Here is a 22,733-nt window from a genome sequence, read left to right on the forward strand (position 1 = left end):
CTCCGTCGACGCGATCCATCCGAAACCAGGACTTCACGGACGGGCAACGACCCGGTAGCAGCGCCACCGCAGCGTGGTTCACGAGGGACCACGCGCCTCTGGCGAGCAGGGGGGAGCCCTCTTTGCCGCGACAGCGGTCGGTCGACGAATCGACCCGACGGACCCCGAATGGGCTGATTGCGACTCAGCCACGACCGCCCCGCCCGACGGGGCCAGGAAAGGACAGGCCCATGCGCTTCGAGATCCTCCGACTGGACGACGCCAACGGCACCGCCACCGACCGCCTGATCGCCGACGCCGAGACCGTCCGCGAGCTCGTCCAGGCCGCCGCCCGCACCGGCGAACGCCTGCTCATCCGTCCGTGCCCGACCGTCTGACCGGGCGCGGCCCCCGGGAGCCCGAGCACTCCCCCGCCGCCGACGAGCCCGGCCCGTCCGACCCGGACGTTCCGATACCCGACTGACGCCCCGTCATCGCACCAGCGACAACGGGGCGTCAGCGCGTTCGGGCCCTGTCCCCGCACGGCGCGCGGCGCACCCCGGCGCGCGCCGCGGACGTTTGCCGCCGCCCCCCACGGGACATTTCCCAACGGGAGCCGCCCGCACCGCGCCCACCCCGCGCCGCGCGGGCGCCCGCCACCGACAGGTGCCGCCGAGCCGCCCTCCGTACGGGTGATCGTCCTTGACGCGGCGGTCCGGAGGGAGGAGCGTTGACGGCTATGAGGGGCGAGCCAAGCTGCCCGAGGTGCGCCGGTCGGGTCCGCGCCCCCGGTCTGTTCTCAGACACGTGGCAGTGCGACCGGCACGGCGCCGTGCACCCGATGCAGCCGGTGCTGCCCCCGAGCGTGGAGGCGCTGGGCGTCGCCGTCGCCCGCTCGCAGGTCCCCGTCTGGCTCCCCTGGCCGCTGCCGGTCGGCTGGCTGTACACCGGGATCGCGCACGTCGGGGACGACGTCTCGGGGGCCCGGGCCACCGCCGTCGCCTGCTCCGGGCCGGCGCCGCTCGGCGGTTTCGGCGAACTGGTGCTGGTCGCCGAGGAACTGGGCGTGGGGCTCGGCGCGCGGTACGCGGGCCTGGCCGGCCCGGACCCGGGCGACGACGTCGGCCTCTACAAGCCCGCCGACGCCAAGCTGATGGCGGCCGGCCGGCCGACGCCGATGTTCCACGTACCGGACGCCCCGGCGGACCGGGCGGTGTTCGTCGGCGAGGCGCGCGGCCTCTGGCTCTGGGCGGTGGCCTGGCCGGAGCAGTCGGCCCTGGTGATGTACGACGAGCTGGTGCTGACCGATCTGCGGGAGGCCGGCGCGGAGCTGGACCTGCTGCCCTGCGGGGCCCTCACCCCCCGCTTGCTCGGCTGACCCCCGCCCCCGCCGCACTATCCTGGGCGTCACCCCGCCGGCAGGCCGTGCCGGCGCCAGCGCCGCCCGGCGCCGACCCCCGAGGGAGCACCACCCGTGCGCATCGACCTCCACGCCCACAGCAACGCCTCCGACGGCACGGACAGCCCGGCCGAACTGGTCGCGGCGGCCGTCGGGGCCGGGCTGGACGTGGTGGCGCTGACCGACCACGACACGGTGGCGGGCCACACCGAGGCGGCCGACGCGGTGCACGCGCTGCCGGCCGGCACCCGGCTGACGCTCGTCCCCGGCGCGGAACTGTCCTGCGTGGTGGACGACATCTCGATGCACCTGCTCGCCTACCTCTTCGACCCGGCCGAGCCCGAGTTCGCGGCCGAGCGCGAACTGGTGCGCACCGACCGGTTCCGGCGCGGGCGCGCGATCGTCGAGCGCTGCCGCGAACTGGGCGCGGACATCAGCTGGGAGCAGGTGCGGCGGATCGCCGGGGAAGGCTCGGTGGGCCGTCCGCACATCGCCAGCGCGCTGGTGGAGGCGGGCGTGGTGGCCTCGGTGTCGGACGCCTTCACGGCGGACTGGCTGGCCAACGGCGGCCGGGCGGACGTCCGCAAGCACGAGACCGACCCGGTGACGGCGGTCCGGCTGGTCCGGGCGGCCGGCGGGGTGCCGGTCTTCGCCCACCCGGGGGCGGTGAAGCGCGGGCGGACCGTCTCCGACCAGGTCATCGCCGACCTCGCGGCGGCCGGGCTGGCCGCGCTGGAGATCGACCACATCGACCACGACGAGCCCACCCGGGAGCATCTGCGGGGCCTGGCCGCCGAGTTGGGACTGCTGACCACCGGGTCGAGCGACTACCACGGCGCCCGCAAGACCGTCCGCCTCGGCGAGTTCACCACCGACCCGGCCGTCTACGAGGCGCTGGTGGACCAGGCGACCGGCGCCAAGCCGATCGGCGGCTGAGCCCGCCCACCGCACCCGCCGGGCCGGCTTGACGCCGGGTCAGTCCAGCCGGACGCCCCGGCGCTCCGGGTCGCGCAGGTCGGTGCCGTGCTGGAGCCAGCGCTCCTGCAGGGCCGCCGCCCCGTGCACCCGCTTCCAGCCCGCCTCGTTGGGCGTCATCGGCAGCAGCGGCAGGAAGCGCACCGGGTCGGCCGGCGCGTCCAGCTCCAGGTCCTCCACCAGCCCGCCGGGCTCGGCGGCCAGGACGGAGGTGAACGGCGCGCCGTCCCAGAGCGGGGCGCCGAGGTCCAGCGAGCCGCCGGGGGCCACCACCAGCCCCTCCACCTGGGGTGTCGCGGCGAAGGTGGCCAGCGGGCGGAGCACGTCGTCGCGCCCGCCGCGGATCGTCAGGACCAACTCGGCGCGCGGGCCGCGGACCTGGTCGACCACCGCCGCGGCCGGGTCGGCCATCGGCGCGGCGGACATCCCGAGGGTGGCGTAACGGACCAGGCCCTCGGCATCCGGGCCGAAGCGCAGCACCTCGACGCGGTCGGCGCCGAGGAAGGTGACGGCGGCGCGGCCGCTCGGCTCGCCGAAGACGGTGAGCAGCCGGGCCTCGACGGCGGCCAGCACCGCCTCCCGGGAGGGGCCGTGCGGGCTGCCGCCGGAGGGGTCGCCGAAGAGCGGGAAGTCGTGGGCCATGCCGGTGAGCGTAACCCGCGGACCCCGGGCCGTTGGCACGGCCTTTACGTGAACGCGGGCGCGGCGAAGGCGGTTCGGATGTTAGTGTGAGCGACTGGCTACCGGGGATCCTCATCCTCCGGGGCAGCGGCGCGAAGGAGGTGGTTGCGGTGGATACCAGCCGACCATGCAGTACCGGCAGCTCTACCCGGCCCGATCGCCTTCCCCGTACCCCTCGACGCGCGGGCTGAAACAGCGGGCCTGAGAGACCTCGGCGATCGCCGGGCCTCCTCCCCAGCACTGCGGACCCCAGCCTTCCCCGTGCCGACGCGCGGCGGAACTCCGGTCCGGCCGGGAGAGCACCTTCACCGACGTCCGGCCGTTCCGATTCCCGTGCCCCGGCAAGGCACCCGGGGACGGCCGCGGGCGCCGGAGTCCATCGGTGTTCCTCCGCCGTCGCACCGCGGCCGTTCGTCGTCGCGCCGTCGTGCGGCGGTTCCTGCCCAAGGGAGCCAGCCATGTCGATGATCAACAGCCTGCGCGCAGCCGTCCGCACCAACCGCCGCCGTTCCGCGGCGGCCCTGTTCGACTCGATCCACCCGGGCGCGACGCCGTCGGCGGTGGTGGACTGCGCGGTCTACCAGCACGGGAAGCGGCACGGCGAGACGTGCAGCCCGCGCGAGGCGGCCCGGCTGGTCAAGGCGTCGAAGCAACTGCCGGACGGCGACGGCTCGTTCAGCTGGATCGGGCTGCACGAGCCGACCGAGGCGGAGTTCGAGGGCATCGCGCAGCGGTTCGGGCTGCACCCGCTGGCGGTCGAGGACGCGGTGCACGCGCACCAGCGGCCGAAGGTCGAGCGGTACGACGACGTGCTGTTCGCCGTCTTCAAGACGATCCGCTACCTCGACCACGACCAGCTCACCCCGACCAGCGAGGTGGTCGAGACCGGCGAGCTGATGGTGTTCGCCGGGCGGGACTTCGTGATCACCGTGCGGCACGGCGGACACAGTTCGCTGAAGGAGCTGCGGCACCGGCTGGAGGCCGACGCGGACGGCTCCGGGCTGCTCGCCAAGGGCCCGTCGGCGGTGCTGCACGCGATCGCCGACCACGTGGTGGACAACTACCTGCTGGTCGCGGACCAGTTGCAGACCGACGTGGACGAGATCGAGTTCGAGGTGTTCTCCAACCGGGGCGGCCGGGGCGCGGACGTCGGGCGGGTGTACCAGCTCAAGCGCGAGGTGCTGGAGTTCAAGCGCGCGGTGGCGCCGCTGCTGCGGCCGATGCAGCAGCTGTCGGAGCCGCTGCAGCGGCTGGTCGATCCGGAGATCCAGAAGTACTTCCGGGACGTCGCCGACCACCTGGCCCGGGTCACCGAGCAGGTGCACGGCTTCGACGAGCTGCTCAACTCGCTGCTCCAGGCGAACCTCGCGCAGGTCTCGGTGGCGCAGAACGAGGACATGCGCAAGATCACCGCCTGGGCGGCGATCTTCGCCGTGCCGACCATGATCACCGGCGTGTACGGGATGAACTTCGACTACATGCCGGAGCTGCACCACAAGTACGGCTACCCGATGGTGCTGGGCAGCGTGGTGCTGATCTGCATCGGCATGTACCGAGGCTTCCGCCGCAACGGCTGGCTGTAGACCCCGGCCTACCGCCGGTCCGCGCGGGCGACCAGGACCAGGCCGGCCAGGATCAGCACCACCGCCGGGTAGGCGGCGGCCGGGGGCCACTGGCCGAGCCAGAGCGCGGCGATCAGCGCGGCGCCCGGGGTCTCCAGCAGGATCGCGGTCGAGGTGACCGAGGGGCCGAGGGTGCGCAGCACCCGGTTGCTGAGCGAGTGGCCGAGCAGCTGGGCGGTGACCATCAGCAGCACGATCTGCCACCAGGCCCCGGCGGGCCAGCCGGACAGCGGCGTCCCGGCGGCCAGGCAGACGACCAGCAGCACGACCGCCGTGGTGGCGTAGCAGACCAGTGTGTACGCGGTGGTGCTGACGGTGCGCCGGACCTCGGCGCCGAGCAGCAGGTAGCCGGCGGCGGCGAGCCCGGCGGCCAGCGCGAGGGCGTCGCCGGCCAGGGCGCGCGGCGACAGCGAGAGGTCGACCCCGGTGAGCACCAGCACGCCGGCGAAGGCCACCGCGGTGCCGATCCAGACCATCCGGGGCGCCCGCACCCCGAGCAGCCGCATCAGCACGATGGTCCACAGCGGGGTGGTGGTGACCAGGGCGGTCGCGGAGGCCACCGAGGTCATCCGCAGACTGGGCATCCAGAGCGCGAAGTGGACGGCGAGCAGGGCGCCGGCCGCCATGGCGAGCAGCAGCGCGCGGCGGGAGACGGCACGCAGCTCGGCGCGGTGGCGCAGCAGCGCCCAGGGGCCGAGCACGCCGACCGACATGAGGTTGCGCCAGAAGGCGATGGCCAGGGCGGGCGCGGCGGTGGCGCTGATCAGCGGGGCGGAGAGCGAGATGCCGGCGACCGAGACCGCGAGCAGCAGCAGGTCCGTCCTGGGGAGCGGTCGCGCGGGGCCGGCCGGGCCGACGGGGGCGGTGGATGCGGGGGCGGGGACCGCGGCGGGCGCGGCGGTCTCGGGCCGGGCGGCGGGCACGGCGCTCCTCGGGTCGGCGGGGCGTTGCGGGGGCGGGCGGGGGCGGGGCGGCTCCTACGGTAAGGCCCGTGCGCCGTCCATGGAACTGTCGCCCGAACCGTGGACCCTCGCCCGCCCGGCGCAGGCCGTACGCTGTGCGCCATGGACCGTACGCCCGCCGCAGCCGCGACCGCCGACGACTTCCTCGACCGGGCCCTGTTGGAGGAGGCCGCGAAGAAGTCCGGCCTGCTCTGGGTCCGGGCGGACGGTCAGGAGCACGCGCGGGCGCTCTGGCACGCCTGGCACGACGGCGCGGTGGTGGTGGTCGGCGACGGCGCCGAGCAGCCGCTGCACGGCCTGGCCGGCGGGACGGGCGCGACGGTGACCGTCCGCAGCAAGGACAAGGGCGGCCGGCTGACCGGCTGGCCGGCCCGGGTGGTCGAGCTGGCGCCGGGCGGCGAGGCCTGGCTGGGCGCCGTCGAGGAGCTCAAGGGCAAGCGGCTGAACGCGCCCGACACCGACACCATCGCCGACCGCTGGGCCCGCGAGTGCCGGGTACTGCGGCTGGAGCCGGCCGGCACGGCGGGCGCCGAACTCGCCGAGCGGCCCGGCGCGATGCCGGCGGACTCGCACGTCGCGGCCCCGCTGCCCACCCCGGCCACCACCCGCCGCCCGATCCCGGCCGGGCTGCCGAAGCTGCTGCTCAAGCGCCGCAAGGGCTGACGCCCCGCCACGCCCCCGCCCCCTCCCCCCGGCCGCCCGATTCGCCCGGCTTTCGCCGAGCCTGGGCGGTGATGCCCGAGTAGCCTTGGCCGCGGGGCGTGCCCGCGCACCCGACCAGGCGTCGAGCGAGGCGAGGGAGTCCAGAAGTCCATGGCAGGGCCAGGCAACCGGGTCTTCATCTCGCACCTCTCCGGCATCGCCGTCTTCGACCCGAACGGCGACCAGGTCGGCCGGGTCCGGGACGTCGTGGTCACCCTGCGGGTCGGCGGCCGGCCGCCCCGGGTGCTCGGCCTGGTGGTGGAGGTGGTCGGCCGGCGCCGGATCTTCCTGCCGATGACCAGGGTGACCAGCCTGGAGTCCGGCCAGGTGATCACCACCGGTGTGATCAACATGCGCCGCTTCGAGCAGCGCCCCGCCGAGACGCTCGTCCTCGCCGAACTGCTGGACCGCACCGTCACCTGGACCAAGAGCGGCCAGGACGTCACCGTCCTGGACGTCGCGATGACCCAGACCCGGCTGCGCGAGTGGGAGATCGGCAAGGTCTTCGTCCAGGTCGGCCGGGTCGGCCGGCTGCGCAAGGCGCGCGGCGAGACGCTCACCCTGGACTGGCAGGACGTCACCGGCTTCACCCTGCCCGAGGAGAACCAGGGCGCCGCCAACCTGCTCGCCACCTTCGACCAGCTGCGCGCCGCCGACCTCGCCAACGTCATGCACCACCTGTCCGCCAAGCGCCGCGCCGAGGTCGCCGCCGCGCTCGACGACGAACGGCTCGCCGACGTCCTGGAGGAGCTGCCCGAGGACGACCAGGTCGAGATCATCGGCAAGCTGAAGGACGAACGGGCCGCCGACATCCTGGAGGCGATGGACCCGGACGACGCCGCCGACCTGCTCTCCGAGCTGCCCGGCGACGAGGCCGAGCGGCTGCTCCAGCTGATGGAGCCGGACGAGGCCGAGCCGGTGCGCCGGCTGCTGACCTACGAGGAGAACACCGCCGGCGGTCTGATGACCACCGAGCCGATCGTGCTGGAGCCGGACGCCACGGTGGCCGAGGCGCTGGCCCGGGTGCGGATCTCCGACCACAAGCCGGCCCTCGCCGCGCAGGTCTTCGTCTGCCGCCCGCCGAACGAGACCCCGACCGGCAAGTACCTGGGCACCGTGCACTTCCAGCGGCTGCTGCGCGAGCCCCCGTACACCCTGGTCGGCTCGCTGGTCGACGACGACCTCGACCCGCTGCCGCCGGACACCCCGCTGTCGCTGATCACCAGCTACCTGGCCACGTACAACATGGTCGCCGCGCCGGTCGTCGACGACGCGGACCACCTGGTCGGCGCGGTCACCGTGGACGACGTGCTCGACCACCTGCTGCCGGAGGACTGGCGGGAGGCCTCGCTGCACGGCGGACCCGCCGACGAGAGAGAGGTGACCGGTGGACGCTGACCGCAAGGGCCGGCGGGACGAGTCCCCGCGCCAGCGGCTCCAGGGCGAGCTGCGGGAACTGCGCCAGCTGCGCGAGCTGCGCGCCCGCGAGGGCGGCGCCCGGGACCGCCGCACCGAGCCCGCCGCCACCGGCCCCGGCCCCCGCAGCCGCCTGGACCAGCCGCGCACCGCCCGCCCCGGGCTGATCACCCTGCCGTCCTACGACCCGGAGGCCTTCGGCAAGCTCTCCGAGCGGATCGCCCGCTTCCTCGGCACCGGCCGGTTCATCGTCTGGATGACGGTGGTGATCATCCTCTGGGTCGCCTGGAACACCCTGCTGCCCGACGCCGCCCGGTTCGACGACTACCCCTTCATCTTCCTCACCCTGATGCTCTCCCTCCAGGCCTCCTACGCGGCGCCGCTGATCCTGCTGGCGCAGAACCGGCAGGACAACCGGGACCGGGTCAACATGGAGCAGGACCGCGCCCGCAGCGACCGCAACATCGCCGACACCGAGTACCTGACCCGCGAGGTCGCGGCGCTGCGCCAGGGCCTCGGCGAGGTCGCCACCCGGGACTTCGTCCGCTCCGAACTGCAGGCGTTGCTCAAGGAGCTCGACGAGCGCCGGGAGGCCCCCGAGATGCTGTGACCCGCAGCACGCTACCGACCGGTTATGCACCCCGCGCGGCGCCGTACCATCAAGGCATGGCCAACGAGACAGAGGTCGCGGCCGGCGCCACGGAGGAGTCCGTGCGCCAGGCGCTGGCGACCGTCAACGACCCGGAGATCAACCGCCCGATCACCGAGATCGGCATGGTGAAATCGGTCGAGATCGGCGAGGGCGGCGCCGTGCGGGTCGCGGTCTACCTGACCGTCTCGGGCTGCCCGATGCGCGACACCATCGTCACCCGGGTCCGCGAGGCCGTCGGCCGCGTCCCCGGCGTGAGCGGCGTCGAGGTCGAGCTCGACGTGATGAGCGACGAGCAGCGCAAGGAACTCTCCCAGCTGCTGCGCGGCGGCGCCCCCGAGCGGGAGATCCCGTTCGCCAAGCCCGGCACGCTGACCCGGGTCTACGCGGTCGCCTCCGGCAAGGGCGGCGTCGGCAAGTCCTCGGTGACCGTCAACCTGGCCGCGGCGATGGCCGCCGACGGCCTGAAGGTCGCCGTGGTGGACGCCGACATCTACGGCCACAGCGTGCCGCGCATGCTGGGCGTCGAGGGCCGGCCCACCCAGGTCCAGGACATGATCATGCCGCCGCAGGCGAACGGCGTGAAGGTCATCTCGATCGGCATGTTCACCCCGGGCAACACCCCGGTGGTCTGGCGCGGCCCGATGCTGCACCGCGCGCTGCAGCAGTTCCTGGCCGACGTCTACTGGGGCGACCTGGACGTCCTGCTGCTGGACCTGCCGCCCGGTACCGGCGACATCGCCATCTCGGTGGCCCAGCTGGTCCCCAACGCGGAGATCCTCATCGTCACCACCCCGCAGATGGCCGCCGCCGAGGTCGCCGAGCGGGCCGGCACCATCGCGGTGCAGACCCACCAGAAGATCGTCGGCGTGATCGAGAACATGTCCGGCATGCCGTGCCCGCACTGCGACGAGATGATCGACGTCTTCGGCACCGGCGGCGGCCAGACCGTCGCGGACGCGCTGACCCGCACCGTCGGCGCCACCGTCCCGGTGCTCGGCTCGATCCCGATCGACGTCCGCCTGCGCGAGGGCGGCGACGACGGCCGCCCGGTCGTCCTGGCCGCCCCCGACTCCCCCGCCGGCACCGCCCTGCGCGCCGTCGCCGGCAAGCTCGGCGGCCGCCAGCGGGGCCTCTCCGGCCTCTCCCTCGGCCTCACCCCGAAGAACAAGTTCTGACCCGGCGTCGGCCGAAACGCCCGCAGGGGCCCACCGGAGCGTCCGGCGGGCCCCTGCGGGCGTTCTGCGGGGGTCAGGGCGTCCTAGGGGCGGGTGTAGGCGACCAGGTCGGGGACGGCGGCGAAGCCGGCGCCGTAGGCGCTGACGCCGCGGCCGTAGGCGCCGAGCAGGACGCCCGGGGCCTCGCCCGCGAGCACCCAGCCGTACTCGGACTCGCGGTAGCGGAACGGCTGCGGCAGGCCGTTCACCGGGAGGCTGAGGGTGGACCAGCCCGGGCCCTCCAGGTCGTCGGCGAGGTCCCAGGCGAGCGTGGACTGCTGGTCCAGCCAGTCCTGGCGCCGCGCGCGGTCCAGCTGGCCGGGCCAGGTGGCGGCGAGCAGGCCGGAACTCGCCAGCCAGGCGGCGGAGGAGGCGGACGTCGCCTCCAGGGTGCCGGTGTTGTCGGCGCTGCGGCGGCTCTCCCGGCGGGCGACGGTGACGACGACGGCGAACTTCCGCACGTCGCGCGGCTCGTACTGGCGGGCCGGCTCCTCGCCGTGGCCGAGGCTGCCGTAGTCGACGGTGCCGTGCGCGCCGGCCCGCGGGCCGCCGAAGCCGCTCGGCAGCAGGAAGCGGCGGCCGCTCCAGCCCTCGTCCAGGCCGTACCAGGGGAAGTCCGCGGACAGGTACGGCACCAGCGGGTCCGCCGGGCCGGCCTGCCCGCCGACCACGGGTCCGCCCGCCGTGGCCGTCCCGACCGCCTGACTCGTCGCGTCCATCCCCGGGGCCTCCTCAAACGACGTTTGCCTGCCGTGGCACGCTCCCATCGTGGCGTACCGCGGCGCCCCCACCGACCGCCTTCGCCCCGGACGGGACCGGAAGTGACGGACGGCACAGCGGGAACAATCAGCACAATAGCGGCGCGTACGCCGGAGCCCCGCTCAACCGTGGGGTTGGCGGGGCCCGGTGTCAGCGATCGCGCATCGAGTCAGGGCGAATTACGTCGCGTCGGGGTCGAAGGGCGGGCGCTCGCCGGGGGCGAGCGGGGCGCCGGCGGAGGCGGGGGCCGGGGCGGCGGCCTTGTCGAAGGAGACGCTGCCCGAGCGGCCGGTGCCGTTCACCGGGGCGGCCGGCTTGTCGTCCAGCACCGAGCGGATGTCGAGGGTGTCCCGCATCTCCTTGAGGCCCAGCGGGTCCTCGTCGCCGCCCATCAGCTGCTTGCGCACGAAGGTCTTCGGGTTGAGGTCCTCGAACTCGAAGTCCTTGAACTCCGGGCCCAGCTCGCTGCGGATGTCCTCCTTCGCGGTGTCCGCGAAGGACCGGATCTTCCGGATGAAGCCCATGGTGTCCTGGATCAGCTTCGGCAGCTTGTCCGGACCGAAGATCACGATGGCCATGATGACCAGGGTCAGGATCTCCAGTGTGCCCACGTCGCTGAACACCAAAGCTCCCTAAGCTCGCGATCGGATCGGACAGACGCTCCTCACAGCGTAATGGCCATCGGCGGGTCCATGACCCCCGGTGTGATGAAGCCGTGGTGAAGACCCGCCGATGATCAGGGCCGCGAGGGACCCGTGGGACCTATCTGTTCTCGTGGTGCAGGCCGGCGACGCCGGAGCTCGGCGAGCGGTCCGGCAGCTCGTGGGGCGGCGTCGTGCCCCGGGTGACCGCCACCGGGCGCACCGGCAGGTCCACCGCCGGCACCTGGGCGTTCATCGGGAGCATCCCGCCCCGGCCGCCGCCGGCCGGGCTGACCGTGGTGCCGTGCTGGTCGTCGCCGCCGCCGAGGGTGCCGACGCCGCCGAGCGTCACCGCGGCGACCGAGAAGGCGCCGGCCGCGGCGAAGACGAAGCGCCGCCCGCGCGCGGGGGCCTGCCGGACCACCGGGGCGGCCGCGGCGGCCGCCAGCGGCTGGACCGGGGCGTCGGGGCGGGGCGAGCGCCGGCCCATCAGCGGGCGCAGCACCGAGCCGCGGCCGAAGGCCCGGGGGTCGACACCGGGCACCGGAGCGTCGGCGCCGAGCGCGCCCGCGCCGAAGGAGGCCCCGGCGCCGCGGCCGAACGAGCCGCCGTCCAGCCGGCTGCCGCCGAGCGTGCCGGCGGCCGCGACACCGCCGCCGGGCAGGTCGTCGTCGTCCCGGCGCGGGCGGTCGGCGCGCGGCTGCCGCTCGTCCTCCGGGAGCGCGCCGACGGCCATCAGCCGGGCCATCAGCCCGGAGGACGGGCCGGGCGTGCCGGTGCGGGTGAGCAGGTGTTTGACGGCGCGGCCCTCGTCGGCCTCGGCGAGGCACTGCGGACAGGTCGCCAGATGGGCCTGGACGCGCTCGCGCGAGTCGTGGCCGAGTTCACCGTCGACGAAGGCGGAGAGCCGCTCCCCGAGGTGGTGCTCCTCGGCGGCGGGCTCGACGGCCCGCACGGCGACGGCGCGCAGCGCCGGCTCTCCCGGGGGCGCCGGATGCGGCGCGGTGTCGGCGGCGGGCCCGTCCTGGCCCCGGCGGCCCAGTGCGGGCCAGCCCGCGCGACGGGCGAGGGTGCGGCCGGGCGTCTCCGGATGCCCCGGCCCCGATCGGCCGGTTCCGCTCACGATCGCCTCCGTCCGCGCCCGCCCGGCGCGACCGCGGCCCCACCGGCGGCGGCGCCGACCGGCACCGGCTGCTCCTCGCCGCCGCCGCGGCGCTCACGGCCGGGGGCCGAGCCGGGGGCGCGGTGCTTGAGCGCGGCCCGCAGGTGCGAGCGGCCGCGGTGGATGCGGCTGCGGACGGTGCCGAGCTTGACGCCGAGCGTGGCCGCGATCTCCTCGTAGGAGAGGCCCTCGATGTCGCAGAGCACGACGGCGGCGCGGAACTCGGGCGCCAGGGTGTCCAGCGCGTGCTGGACGTCGGCGTCGAAGTGGGTGTCGCTGAAGTGCTGCGCCGGGCTGGGCTCGCGGGAGGCCAGCCGCTCGGCCGCGTCCTCGCCGAGCGCGTCGAAGCGGATCCGCTGACGGCGGCGGACCATGTCCAGGAACAGGTTGGTGGTGATCCGGTGCAGCCAGCCCTCGAACGTGCCGGGGGTGTAGGTGGACAGCGAGCGGAACACCCGGACGAAGACCTCCTGGGTGAGGTCCTCGGCGTCGTGCTGGTTGCCCGTCAGGCGGTAGGCGAGGCGGTAGACGCGGGCACTGTGGGCCTCGACGATCTCCTCCCAGCTGGGCGGAGTCCAGGTCTGCGCGTCGGGGCCCTCGGCGAAGGTCGCGAGGGCGGGGGCCTCGGCGGTGCCGGCGGCGGGCGCCTCGGGCGCGGGGGCCGGCTGGTCCAGGGTGGAGTGCGCAGGCTGGTTCATCACGGGCTTCGGCGTACGGGTCGACGCGGTGCCGCGGGAGTGCCGCCGCACAGGGACGTCGCCCTCGGCCACACCTCCTCGGTCGGCTCTTCTGCCCAGCAGGGCCACCACCATATCCACCTCGCCCGTCAAGCCCGGATAAGAACCGCCCGGGACCGGCCGGCCGGTTGACCGGCCCGGAGGGTGTCCGGGACGTCCCGTTCCCCCGGTCCCTGCCGAACCAACGGCCCGCCGCCGTACGCGGTTCCCGTCCGGCCAGTAATCTGTGGCAGGAAATATCGACATCCGCTCGGCGCCGGGCCGTCACCCGGGGCTCCGAAAGAGGCAGCCATCAGCGAGTTCGGGCCCGCACGCGCGGCTCTCGCCGACACCTACGTCGGCGAGGACGCGGTGCTGACCTACGCCCGGGCGCAGTCCGCGCGGACCGGGATCCGGGCGATCGGACCGAGCGGCGGCGCCTGCCTGCGGCTGCTGGCCGCCGCGCTGGACGCCAAGGCGGTGGCCGAGATCGGCACCGGGACGGGTGTCTCCGGGGTCTACCTGCTGCGCGGGATGCGGCCGGACGGGGTGCTCACCACCGTCGACTCCGAGCCGGTGCGCCAGCAATTGGCGCGGGAGGCCTACCAGGCGGCCGGGTTCGCGGCCAACCGGTCGCGGTTCATACCGGGCCGGGCGCTGGAGGTGCTGCCTCGGCTCGCGGACGGCCAGTACGACCTGGTGTTCTGCGACGGCGACCCGGCGGAGTCCCGGGAGTACCTGGCGGAGTCGCTGCGGCTGCTGCGGCCGGGCGGGATGGTCTGCTTCGAGGGCGTGTTCCAGGAGGGCCGGCTGGCCGAGCCGGAGCTGCAGGACCCGCAGACGCAGTCGGTGCGGGACCTGGTCCAGGCCGTCCGGGAGAGCGAGGCGCTGCTGCCCGCCCTGCTGCCGGTCTCGGACGGGCTGCTCTGCGCCGTGAAGCGCTAGCCGGAGCGCTCGGGGGCGCCGCCCGGAAAAGTACGGGGCCCGGGCCGACGCGATGGTCGTACCCGGGCCCGGCAGCACATCTCCAGGAGATGGCGAGCACCCGCTGCGGTCAGCCGCAGGCCTTCTTCAGGGCCTCGCCGAGGGCGTCGGCCTCGTCAGGCGTGAGCTCCACCACAAGGCGTCCGCCGCCTTCGAGCGGAACGCGCATGATGATGCCCCGCCCCTCTTTGGTGACTTCGAGCGGGCCGTCACCCGTCCGCGGCTTCATGGCCGCCATGCTCGTTCCCCTTCCTGCAACCGCTCAGCTACGCACCGGCAGTCCGTCCACCGCCGGTATCGAACGCATTGATCGGAAGCCATTATCCCGCATGCCACGGCCTGATGACCAACATCACTCTCGGTGCAACCTCGTCCGGACCACCGCAATCCCGCACATTTTCCGGCATAAGCCCCGGCGCGGCGGCGGTCCGTACGCCGCCGAAAGGTGCGATACCTCACACTCCCCAGGCGGCCGGGCTCTCCGGCATCCTGGCAGCGACGATCAGAGCCGATCACGAGCAAGGGAGCCCTCGCCCATGTCCGATTCCGTGCTGTACGAGCTGGACGGCGGCCTGGCCGTCATCACCGTCAACCGCCCCGAGGCGATGAACGCGCTGGACGTGGCGACCAAGGTGGCGCTGCGCGACACCGTGACCGCGGCCGCCGAGGACCCGGCGGTGCGGGCGGTGCTGCTGACCGGCGCGGGCGACCGGGCGTTCTGCGTCGGGCAGGACCTCAAGGAGCACCTGGGCCTGCTGAAGCGGGCCGAGGAGACCGGCGAGGGCGCGCTGAAGACCGTCGCCGAGCACTACAACCCGCTGCTGCGGGCGCTGGCCGGGATGCGCAAGCCGACGGTGGCGGCGGTCGGCGGGGTGGCGGCCGGCGCGGGCGCCTCGCTGGCCTTCGCCTGCGACTTCCGGATCCTCTCGGACACCGCCGGCTTCAACACGGCGTTCGCCGGGATCGCGCTGACCGCCGACTCCGGCGCCTCCTGGACGCTGCCCCGGTTGGTCGGGCACGCCCGGGCGACCGAGCTGCTGATGCTGCCGCGCACCGTGAAGGCGGCCGAGGCGAGGGAGCTGGGCCTGGCCACCAAGGTCGTGCCGGCCGCCGAACTGGCCGCCGCCGCCCGGGAGTTCGCCAAGGAACTGGCGGAGGGCCCGACGGTGGCCTACGGCGCGATCAAGGAGTCGCTGGCGTACGGCGCCTCGCACGCGCTGAGCGAACTGCTCGACAAGGAGGACGAGCTGCAGACACTGGCCGGCGAGAGCGAGGACCACCGGATCGCGGTCCGCGCCTTCATCGCCAAGGAGAAGCCGACGTACCTGGGCCGGTGATCGGGGCGGTGGTCCGGCTCACCCGCCGCTTCTCACGTGGCAGTCGGCCAGGTGGTCGTCGACCAGGCCGCAGGCCTGCATCAGCGCGTACGCGGTGGTCGGGCCGACGAACCGGAAGCCGGCCTTCTTCAGGGCCTTGGCCAGCGCCGTCGACTCGGGCGTGACGGCCGGCACCTCGCCGAGCGTGCGGGGCGCCGGCCGGTCCGGGTCACCGGCGAACTGCCAGATCAGCGCGTCCAGGCCGCCCTCGAGGTCGCGGGCGACCCGGGCGTTGGCGATCGCCGCCTCGATCTTGGCCCGGTTGCGGATGATGCCGGTGTCGGCGAGCAGCCGCTCCACGTCGGCCTCGCCGAACCCGGCCACCTCGGCGATGTCGAAGCCGGCGAAGGCCGCCCGGAAGCCCTCGCGGCGGCGCAGGATGGTGATCCAGGACAGGCCGGACTGGAAGGCCTCCAGGCAGACCCGTTCGAACAGCGCGTCGTCGCCGTGCACCGGGCGTCCCCACTCGGTGTCGTGGTAGACGCGGTAGTCGTCCGACGAGTCGCCCCAGCCGCAGCGGCGCAGCCCGTCCGTGCCGAGCACCGCGCCGCCGGGCTCCGTGCTCACCGCGACTCCTCCGGCTTGGCGTCCTCGGGCCCCGGCGCCGGGGAGGGCTGCGCCGAAGGGGTCTTGGCGAGGACGACGGCGGGCTCGACGACCCGGGCGAACTCCTCCAGGCCGGGCAGCGGTTCGGCGCCGGGCTCCGGGCGGCCGTCGGCCTCGACGGCGCCGCGCACCGCGGCCAGCGCCTCCAGTTCGGCGATCCGGGCGTCACGGTGGGCGAGTTCGGCGCCCAGCCGGTCGAGGACGTCGTCCACCTCGTCCATCCGGTAGCCGCGCACGGCCATCGGCAGCCGCAGCGCCTCGACGTCGCCCTGGCCCAGCGGGCGGTCCTGCGGGAGCCGGGCGGAGATACGGTCCTGCACGGCCTCCGGCAGCGAACCGCCGCCGCCCAGTGCCACCAGCGCGGCACCGCCGACCACCACGGCCATCGCCACCACGATCACCCAGAACACGAGCGGTCCTCCCGATTTTCCGGCCGGCCCCGACTGGAGTGGGATCATGGTCCCGATGGGCCGGGGGCCATCATCGCACCCGAAGCAGCTGTGGAGGAGACATCGGTGGCACTGCGCCTGGGACCACGGGAGTTCGGCGACGACGAGCTGGTGATCATGGCGATCGTCAACCGCACGCCCGACTCGTTCTTCGACAGGGGCGCGACGTTCGCCGATGAGGCCGCGTTCGCCGCCGCCGACCGCGCGATGGCCGAGGGCGCCGCGATCCTGGACATCGGCGGGGTGAAGGCCGGCCCCGGCGAGGAGGTGACCGTCGAGGAGGAGCTGCGGCGCACCGTGCCGTTCGTGGCGGAGCTGCGCGAGCGCCACCCGCAGGCCGTGATCAGCGTCGACACCTGGCGGCACGAGGTCGGCGAGGCGGTCTGCGAGGTGGGCGCCGACCTGCTGAACGACGCCTGGGGCGGGGTGGACCCACGGCTGGCCGAGGTGGCCGCCCGGCACGGCGCCGGGCTGGTCTGCACCCACGCCGGGGGCGCCGAGCCGCGCACCCGGCCGCACCGGGTCGGCTACCAGGACGTGATGGCGGACATCCTGCGGGTGACCGTCGGACTGGCCGAGCGGGCGGTGGAGCTGGGCGTGCGGCGGGACGCGGTGATCATCGACCCGGGGCACGACTTCGGGAAGAACACCCGGCACTCGCTGGAGGCGACCCGGCGGCTGCCGGAGATGACCGCGACCGGGTTCCCGGTGCTGGTGTCGCTGTCCAACAAGGACTTCGTCGGCGAGACGCTCGACAAGCCGGTGGACGAGCGGCTGCTCGGCACGCTGGCGACCACGGCGGTCTCCGCCTGGCTGGGCGCCCAGGTGTACCGGGTGCACCAGGTGGCGGAGACCCGGCAGGTGCTGGACATGGTCGCCTCGATCCGCGGCACCCGCCCCCCGGCGGTCGCCCGCCGGGGGCTCTCCTGATGGCGCTCGGCTCGCCTCCGGGGCGCTCGCGCTAGATCTCGTTCACCGGACGGCGGGCGTCGGCGAGGATCTTCATGACCTCGTCGATCTCGTCGGTGACGTGGAACAGCTCCAGGTCGCGCGGGGCAGCCTTGCCCTGCGCGACCAGGGTGTCGCGCAGCCAGTCGACCAGCCCGCCCCAGTAGGCGCTGCCGAAGAGGATCACCGGGAAGCGGGTGACCTTCTTCGTCTGGACCAGGGTGAGCGCCTCGAACAGCTCGTCCAGGGTGCCGAGCCCGCCGGGCAGCACCACGAAACCCTGCGCGTACTTCACGAACATCGTCTTGCGGACGAAGAAGTAACGGAAGTTCAGCCCGAGGTCGACGAATTCGTTGAGCCCCTGCTCGAACGGCAGCTCGATGCCGAGCCCGACGCTGAGCCCGCCGGCGTCCGAGGCACCGCGGTTGGCCGCCTCCATCGCGCCCGGGCCGCCGCCGGTGATCACCGCGTAGCCGGCCTCGGCCAGCGCCCGGCCGATCGCCACGCCCGCCGCGTACTCGGGCGAGTCGACCGGCGTCCGGGCGGAGCCGAAGACGCTGACCGCGGGCGGGAGTTCGGCCAGCGCGCCGAAGCCCTCGACGAACTCGGAGGTGATCCGCAGCACCCGCCACGGGTCGGTGTGCAGCCAGTCGGTCGGGCCGGTGGTGTCCAGCAGGCGCTGGTCCGTGGTGCTCTCGCCGACCTGGTCCCGGCGCACCAGCACCGGGCCCTTCTGCTTCTCGGGCCACGCCTTCTTCGGACCCGGCTCGCCCACCTGCTCGGGGCCGTGACCGTAGTGCTTCTCGTCTGCAGTGCCTGTCATGACGAAACCCTACGCCCGCCCCTCCGCTTTTTCAGGCAACGTCCGAAGGTCGGTTGGGCGACCGGAAGATGGCCTCCGGTCGCCGGCCCCGACGGCCGGCCCGGGCGGTCGGCTCAGGCGGTCAGCCAGGCGCGCAGCCGCTCCTCGGTCGTGGCGATGGCGCTCAGCGAGCAGTGCTCGTCCCGCTTGTGCGCCATGTTCGGGTCGCCCGGACCGTAGTTGACCGCCGGGACGCCGAGCGCGCTGAACCGGGCCACGTCGGTCCAGCCGAACTTGGCGCGGGCGGTGCCGCCGGTCGCGGCGAGGAACGCCTGCGCGGCCGGCTGGTTCAGGCCGGGCAGCGCGCCCGGGGCGAAGTCGGTGACGGTGACCTCGAAGCCGTCGAAGACCTCGCGCACGTGCTTCTCGGCGCCGGCCTCGTCGCGGTCCGGGGCGAAGCGGAAGTTGACCGTCACCACGCACTCGTCGGGGATGACGTTGCCGGCCACACCGCCGTCGATGCGCACCGCGTTGAGGCCCTCGTGGTACTCGAGGCCGTCGATCTCGACCTTCCGCGCCCGGTACTCGGAGAGCCGGCGCAGCACCTCGCCGGCCTTGTGGATGGCGTTGTCGCCGAGCCAGCTGCGGGCCGCGTGGGCGCGGACGCCGCCGAGCCGGACCTGCGCGCGCAGGGTGCCCTGGCAGCCGCCCTCGACCACCGCTCCGCTGGGCTCCATGAGCACCGCGAAGTCGGCGGCCAGCCAGTCGGGGTGGGCCTGGGCGAGGTGGCCGAGGCCGTTGCGGGCGGCCTCCACCTCCTCGCAGTCGTAGAACACGAAGGTGAGGTCCCGGTTGGGCTCGGGCAGGGTGGCGGCGAGCCGGAGCTGGACGGCGACGCCGGCCTTCATGTCCGAGGTGCCGCAGCCGTAGAGCAGGTCGCCCTCGACCCAGGAGGGCACGTTGTCGGCGATCGGCACGGTGTCGATGTGGCCGGCGAGCACGACGCGCTCGGCGCGGCCGAGGCCGGTGCGGGCCACCACGTTGTTGCCGTACCGGTCGACGGTCAGGTGCGGGTAGACCCGCAGGGCCGTCTCCACGGCGTCGGCGAGCGCCCGCTCGTCGCCGCTGACGGAGGGGAAGTCGACCAGCTGGGCGGTCAGCGCGCCGCCGTCGAGGGTGAGGTCCAGGGGCGTCTTCGGGCTGCTCATGGTTGCCCAGCCTAGTCCGCCTGCCGGAGCCCCTTGTGGCGACGCTGTGACAGGAGAGCGGCAACCGCCGGGCCCCGCACACCCGTCCGAGTGGGTACGGTGTCGGTTCGGATGTGCTCGGCGGAGAGGGGCGGCGGTGGCGAGGCGAGAGCGCGGCGGGGGTGGCGAGGACGCGGCGCCGCGGCGCCGCAGGCCGCTGCGGGCGGTGCTGATCGGCGTGCTGGTGCTGGCCGTGGTCGCGGTGGCGGTGTTCTGGCTGCGCGACAACAAACTGCTGACCCCCGAGGGCTGCTCGGTGAAGACACCGGCCGGCGAGGGCACCCTGGAGGTCCCGCAGGCGGCCAACGCGGCGACCATCGCCGCCGTCGCGCACTCCCGCGGCCTGCCGGACCGGGCGGTGACCATCTCGCTGGCCACCGCGATGCAGGAGTCCAAGATCCGCAACCTGTCCGGCGGCGACCGGGACTCGGTGGGCCTGTTCCAGCAGCGGCCCTCGCAGGGCTGGGGCACCGTGCAGCAGATCATGGACCCGGTCTACGCGACCAACAAGTTCCTGGACGGCCTGGTCAAGGTCCCCGGCTACACCCGGCTGCCGCTGACCGACGCGGCCCAGCAGGTGCAGAAGAGCGGCTACCCGCAGGCCTACGCCAAGCACGAGACCAAGGCCACCCTGCTGGCCTCGGCGCTGACCGGCCGCGAGGCGGCCTCGCTGAACTGCGTGGTGCACGACTTCGCCGCACCGGACGCCGACGAGGAGAGCCAGAGCCCGGCACCGGCCGGGGCCGCGCCGGCCCGCCCGGACCGGGCCCAGGTGCTGAGCGACCGGGTGCGCCGGGAGTTCGGCCGCACGGTGACCCCGGCCACCGGCTACACCTCCACGGTCAAGGGCGCGGAGAACGCCGTCTCGCTGACCCCGGACCCGACCGCGTCCACCGACTCCGGCCCGGACGCCGAGCGGCAGAACGGCTGGGCGGTGGCGCACTGGGCGGTCACCCAGGCGCAGAAGCTGGGCATCGAGACCGTCGCGTACGACGGGAGGATCTGGCGGCAGGCGAAGTCCGAGGACGGCTGGAAGCCGCAGCCGACGGGGACGTCGACCAAACTGGTGCTGGTCTCGCTGGCCGCCCCCGCGAAGGGCTGAGACCCGCGGGCCGGGGCCGTTGACGCACTGGTGTCCGGGTTGCCGCCGCCCGGGTGATTCGCGTCAACCCGGGTGGACGGCGCCCCGGCCGGGGCGGGCGGGGCGCAGAACCGTCACTCCCCTTGGCCCGTCATGGGCGCGCACCCCCGGTCCGGTGCCCGGAACGGCTCCGTGAGCGGTCCTACCATCCGATGGTCGGCCCGGCGCTTTCCTTGCACGGGCCGCAACCTTCTGGCTTCTCAAGCGGTAACAACGTCGTCCGCCCGGCGGACGGGACGGACCCAGACCCTCCGAGGAGCCCCATGTCTCACCCCCTCACGCGCCGGATCGCCCAGGCCGCACTGCTCGTGGCGGCCGGCGCGACCCCGCTGGTCGCGGCCGGCTCCGCGTCCGCCGCCGACGCCCTGCTGCCGAAGAGCGACCTGGCCGCCCCGCTGGGCCAGCTCACCAACACCGACGCCGGGTCCACCCTGCAGCACACCACCCACCAGCTGGGCCAGGCGGCCGGGAACACCGGTGCCGCCACCGTCGCCGCGGGCGTGCCCGCCGCCGCCGACGCGACCGGCAGCATCGTCGCCCAGCAGCTCCCCGAGGCGAACGAGAAGGCGAGCTCGCTGACCGCCCCGCTCGACCAGACCGCCGCCACCACCGGCGAGCTCTCCGCCGTCACCCCGAAGCTCGCCCGGACCCTGGCCGGCAAGCTCGGCGAGGCCGTCACCGGCAAGAGCGTCACCCCGCAGCGCAGCTCGCAGGCCGGCGCCGGCCCGGTCGGCGGGCTCGCCCAGACCACCGGCACCCTCACCGGGGCGGTCCCGGGCGCGAGCGGGGTCGCCCAGGCCATTCCCAGCACCGGCACGGTCACCGACGCGCTGCCGATCGGCACGGTCACCCGGGCGCTGCCCGCCGACCTGCCCGCCGCCGACCTGCTGGGCCTGGCGGAGCACGGGTCGGCCAACCGCCTCGGCGGCGCCGACCTCGGCCCGAACAGCCCGCTGAACGGCCTGTCCGGCCTGACCAGCGCGCTCGGCCCGGTCAGCGGCCTGCTGGGCGGCCTCAACGGCGGCTCGCTCAGCGGCCTGCCGATCGGCTGAGCCGGCCCATCGGCCGGTCCGCACAGCGGCGAGGGGCCGGCGTCCTGGTTTCCCGGACGCCGGCCCCTCGTGTGCCGGCCGGCCTACCGCGCGGTGGCGGCCGCGTGCAGCCGCTCGACGGCCGCCGCGACCCGCTCGTCGGTCGCGGTGAACGCGACCCGCACGAACCGCGCGCCCGCCGGACCGTAGAAGTCGCCGGGCGCCACCAGGATGCCGAGACCGGCGAGTTCGGCCACCGTCTCCCAGCACGGCCGGTCCTGGGTCGCCCACAGGTAGAGGCTGGCCTCGGAGTGCTCGATCCGGAAGCCGTACGCCTCCAGCGCCGCCCGCAGCGCCGCCCGCCGGGCCGCGTACCGCTCCCGCTGCTCGGCGACGTGCGCGTCGTCCCCGAGCGCGGCGGCGGTCGCCGCCTGCACCGGGGCCGGCACGATCATCCCGCCGTGCTTGCGCACCTCCAGCAGCTCCCTGACCACCACCGGGTCGCCCGCCACGAAGGACGCGCGGTAGCCGGCCAGGTTGGAGCGCTTGGACAGCGAGTGCACCGCGAGCAGGCCCTCGTGGCCGCCGTCGCCGCACACCTCGGGATGCAGCACGGAGACCGGCTCGGCCTCCCAGCCGAGCTCCAGGTAGCACTCGTCGCTGACCAGCAGCGCCCGGTGCTCGCGCGCCCACTCCACCGCGCGGCGCAGCTCCCCCGCGCCGAGCACCCGCCCGGTCGGGTTCGACGGCGAGTTGACCCAGAGCAGGCGCACCCGGGAGCCGTCCAGCTCGTCCACCGAGTCGTACTCGACCGGCTCGGCGCCGCAGAGCCGCGCGCCCACCTCGTACGTCGGGTAGGCCAGCCGCGGGTAGGCGACCTGGTCGCCGGGGCCGAGGCCCAGCTGGGTCGGCAGCCAGGCCACCAGCTCCTTGGAGCCGACCGTCGGCAGGACGGCCTGCGGGCCGATCTCGGCGCCCAGCCGGCGGCGCAGCCAGCCGGCGATCGCCTCGCGCAGCTCCAGCGGGCCCCAGACGGTCGGGTAGCCGGGCGTGTCGGTGGCCGCGGCGAGCGCCTTCTGGATCACCTCGGGCACCGGGTCGACCGGGGTGCCGACGGAGAAGTCGCAGAGCCCGCCGGGATGGGCCAGCGCGGTCGCCTTGTACGGCTCCAGCTTGTCCCAGGGGAACACCGGCAGCAGGTCGGAAACGCGGCGCGCCGCCCCCGGGTGGCCCGGGAACGGCGCGTGCGTGCTGTTCTTGGTACTCACA

25 protein-coding genes are annotated in these 22,733 nt (G+C 74.6%); 13 read left to right on the top strand and 12 right to left on the bottom strand.

Going from position 1 to position 22,733, the window contains the following annotated elements; genetic code table 11:
* Nucleotides 1-230 precede the first annotated feature (230 nt).
* From ABTX81_RS18640 to ABTX81_RS18650, 3 genes are all read left to right on the top strand, one after another.
* Nucleotides 231-377 (top strand): DUF8834 family protein, encoded by a 147-nt coding sequence (locus ABTX81_RS18640; protein WP_350546755.1) that lies wholly within the window; start codon nt 231-233, stop codon nt 375-377.
* Between the two features lie 341 nt (nt 378-718).
* Complete coding sequence (locus ABTX81_RS18645; protein ID WP_350546758.1) at nt 719-1,357, top strand: DUF6758 family protein; 639 nt, start codon at nt 719-721, stop codon at nt 1,355-1,357.
* A gap of 96 nt (nt 1,358-1,453) precedes the next feature.
* Nucleotides 1,454-2,314, top strand: a complete 861-nt coding sequence (locus ABTX81_RS18650) for a PHP domain-containing protein (RefSeq protein ID WP_350546760.1) — start codon at nt 1,454-1,456, stop codon at nt 2,312-2,314.
* 39 nt (nt 2,315-2,353) lie between these two features.
* Here ABTX81_RS18650 and ABTX81_RS18655 read toward each other — a convergent pair whose 3' ends face one another.
* Nucleotides 2,354-2,995 (bottom strand): suppressor of fused domain protein, encoded by a 642-nt coding sequence (locus ABTX81_RS18655; protein ID WP_350546761.1) that lies wholly within the window; start codon nt 2,993-2,995, stop codon nt 2,354-2,356.
* Between the two features lie 497 nt (nt 2,996-3,492).
* Here ABTX81_RS18655 and corA point away from each other — a divergent pair, with 497 nt between their 5' ends.
* On the top strand, nt 3,493-4,617 hold the full coding sequence (gene corA / locus ABTX81_RS18660) for a magnesium/cobalt transporter CorA (protein ID WP_350546762.1): 1,125 nt from the start codon (nt 3,493-3,495) through the stop codon (nt 4,615-4,617).
* Nucleotides 4,618-4,625: 8 nt separating this feature from the next.
* Here the strand turns inward: corA and ABTX81_RS18665 are convergent, their stop codons facing one another.
* Nucleotides 4,626-5,579: a DMT family transporter gene (locus ABTX81_RS18665; protein ID WP_350546764.1), complete on the bottom strand. Its 954-nt coding sequence runs from the start codon at nt 5,577-5,579 to the stop codon at nt 4,626-4,628.
* 141 nt (nt 5,580-5,720) lie between these two features.
* Here ABTX81_RS18665 and ABTX81_RS18670 point away from each other — a divergent pair, with 141 nt between their 5' ends.
* The 4 genes from ABTX81_RS18670 (at nt 5,721) to ABTX81_RS18685 (ending at nt 9,563) form a co-directional block, all read left to right on the top strand.
* Entirely contained in the window at nt 5,721-6,281 is a 561-nt protein-coding gene (locus ABTX81_RS18670; protein ID WP_350546766.1) for a pyridoxamine 5'-phosphate oxidase family protein, read from the top strand.
* A 150-nt stretch (nt 6,282-6,431) separates the two neighbouring features.
* Complete coding sequence (locus tag ABTX81_RS18675) at nt 6,432-7,718, top strand: magnesium transporter MgtE N-terminal domain-containing protein (RefSeq protein WP_350546768.1); 1,287 nt, start codon at nt 6,432-6,434, stop codon at nt 7,716-7,718.
* A gap of 49 nt (nt 7,719-7,767) precedes the next feature.
* Nucleotides 7,768-8,346, top strand: a complete 579-nt coding sequence (locus tag ABTX81_RS18680) for a DUF1003 domain-containing protein (protein ID WP_350547063.1) — start codon at nt 7,768-7,770, stop codon at nt 8,344-8,346.
* A gap of 56 nt (nt 8,347-8,402) precedes the next feature.
* Nucleotides 8,403-9,563 (top strand): Mrp/NBP35 family ATP-binding protein, encoded by a 1,161-nt coding sequence (locus tag ABTX81_RS18685; RefSeq protein WP_350546770.1) that lies wholly within the window; start codon nt 8,403-8,405, stop codon nt 9,561-9,563.
* An 83-nt stretch (nt 9,564-9,646) separates the two neighbouring features.
* Here ABTX81_RS18685 and ABTX81_RS18690 read toward each other — a convergent pair whose 3' ends face one another.
* The 4 genes from ABTX81_RS18690 to sigE form a co-directional block, all read right to left on the bottom strand.
* Nucleotides 9,647-10,321, bottom strand: a complete 675-nt coding sequence (locus ABTX81_RS18690; RefSeq protein ID WP_350546772.1) for a hypothetical protein — start codon at nt 10,319-10,321, stop codon at nt 9,647-9,649.
* Nucleotides 10,322-10,540: 219 nt separating this feature from the next.
* On the bottom strand, nt 10,541-10,984 hold the full coding sequence (locus ABTX81_RS18695) for a sec-independent translocase (RefSeq protein ID WP_350546774.1): 444 nt from the start codon (nt 10,982-10,984) through the stop codon (nt 10,541-10,543).
* Nucleotides 10,985-11,123: 139 nt separating this feature from the next.
* Nucleotides 11,124-12,125 (bottom strand): zf-HC2 domain-containing protein, encoded by a 1,002-nt coding sequence (locus ABTX81_RS18700; RefSeq protein WP_350546776.1) that lies wholly within the window; start codon nt 12,123-12,125, stop codon nt 11,124-11,126.
* Nucleotides 12,122-12,862, bottom strand: coding sequence for an RNA polymerase sigma factor SigE (sigE, locus tag ABTX81_RS18705; protein ID WP_350547066.1), 741 nt, complete (start codon nt 12,860-12,862; stop codon nt 12,122-12,124). The genes ABTX81_RS18700 and sigE overlap by 4 nt, the downstream gene beginning before the upstream one ends.
* A gap of 330 nt (nt 12,863-13,192) precedes the next feature.
* Here sigE and ABTX81_RS18710 point away from each other — a divergent pair, with 330 nt between their 5' ends.
* Nucleotides 13,193-13,825, top strand: a complete 633-nt coding sequence (locus ABTX81_RS18710; protein WP_350547068.1) for an O-methyltransferase — start codon at nt 13,193-13,195, stop codon at nt 13,823-13,825.
* 109 nt (nt 13,826-13,934) lie between these two features.
* Here the strand turns inward: ABTX81_RS18710 and ABTX81_RS18715 are convergent, their stop codons facing one another.
* Entirely contained in the window at nt 13,935-14,102 is a 168-nt protein-coding gene (locus ABTX81_RS18715) for a DUF3117 domain-containing protein (RefSeq protein ID WP_014137929.1), read from the bottom strand.
* 298 nt (nt 14,103-14,400) lie between these two features.
* Between ABTX81_RS18715 and ABTX81_RS18720 the strand changes: the two genes are divergently transcribed.
* Nucleotides 14,401-15,201: an enoyl-CoA hydratase-related protein gene (locus ABTX81_RS18720; protein ID WP_350546779.1), complete on the top strand. Its 801-nt coding sequence runs from the start codon at nt 14,401-14,403 to the stop codon at nt 15,199-15,201.
* 18 nt (nt 15,202-15,219) lie between these two features.
* Here ABTX81_RS18720 and ABTX81_RS18725 read toward each other — a convergent pair whose 3' ends face one another.
* Together ABTX81_RS18725 and ABTX81_RS18730 are read right to left on the bottom strand one after the other, a co-directional pair.
* A complete protein-coding gene (locus ABTX81_RS18725) occupies nt 15,220-15,807 on the bottom strand; it encodes a DNA-3-methyladenine glycosylase I (protein ID WP_350546781.1) in 588 nt (195 codons plus the stop codon).
* The gene (locus tag ABTX81_RS18730) at nt 15,804-16,256 is read right to left on the bottom strand and encodes a DivIVA domain-containing protein (protein WP_350546784.1); all 453 of its coding nucleotides are present in this window, start codon (nt 16,254-16,256) and stop codon (nt 15,804-15,806) included. Before ABTX81_RS18730 ends, ABTX81_RS18725 begins: the two co-directional genes overlap by 4 nt.
* Nucleotides 16,257-16,412: 156 nt before the next feature.
* Here ABTX81_RS18730 and folP point away from each other — a divergent pair, with 156 nt between their 5' ends.
* Complete coding sequence (gene folP / locus ABTX81_RS18735; protein ID WP_350547071.1) at nt 16,413-17,225, top strand: dihydropteroate synthase; 813 nt, start codon at nt 16,413-16,415, stop codon at nt 17,223-17,225.
* Nucleotides 17,226-17,256: 31 nt separating this feature from the next.
* On the opposite strand, the gene ABTX81_RS18740 is transcribed toward folP, so the two are convergent.
* Together ABTX81_RS18740 and dapE are read right to left on the bottom strand one after the other, a co-directional pair.
* Nucleotides 17,257-18,066, bottom strand: a complete 810-nt coding sequence (locus tag ABTX81_RS18740; protein ID WP_350546787.1) for an LOG family protein — start codon at nt 18,064-18,066, stop codon at nt 17,257-17,259.
* A gap of 113 nt (nt 18,067-18,179) precedes the next feature.
* The gene (gene dapE, locus ABTX81_RS18745) at nt 18,180-19,253 is read right to left on the bottom strand and encodes a succinyl-diaminopimelate desuccinylase (RefSeq protein WP_350546790.1); all 1,074 of its coding nucleotides are present in this window, start codon (nt 19,251-19,253) and stop codon (nt 18,180-18,182) included.
* A gap of 136 nt (nt 19,254-19,389) precedes the next feature.
* Between dapE and ABTX81_RS18750 the strand changes: the two genes are divergently transcribed.
* Together ABTX81_RS18750 and ABTX81_RS18755 are read left to right on the top strand one after the other, a co-directional pair.
* A complete protein-coding gene (locus ABTX81_RS18750) occupies nt 19,390-20,394 on the top strand; it encodes a VldE C-terminal domain-containing protein (RefSeq protein WP_350546793.1) in 1,005 nt (334 codons plus the stop codon).
* Between the two features lie 302 nt (nt 20,395-20,696).
* On the top strand, nt 20,697-21,485 hold the full coding sequence (locus ABTX81_RS18755) for a hypothetical protein (RefSeq protein WP_350546796.1): 789 nt from the start codon (nt 20,697-20,699) through the stop codon (nt 21,483-21,485).
* An 83-nt stretch (nt 21,486-21,568) separates the two neighbouring features.
* Here ABTX81_RS18755 and dapC read toward each other — a convergent pair whose 3' ends face one another.
* Entirely contained in the window at nt 21,569-22,732 is a 1,164-nt protein-coding gene (gene dapC, locus ABTX81_RS18760; RefSeq protein WP_350546799.1) for a succinyldiaminopimelate transaminase, read from the bottom strand.
* Nucleotide 22,733: the final 1 nt, after the last annotated feature.

It is taken from the genome of Kitasatospora sp. NPDC097605 (assembly GCF_040302725.1).
In the GTDB taxonomy this organism is placed as follows: domain Bacteria; phylum Actinomycetota; class Actinomycetes; order Streptomycetales; family Streptomycetaceae; genus Kitasatospora.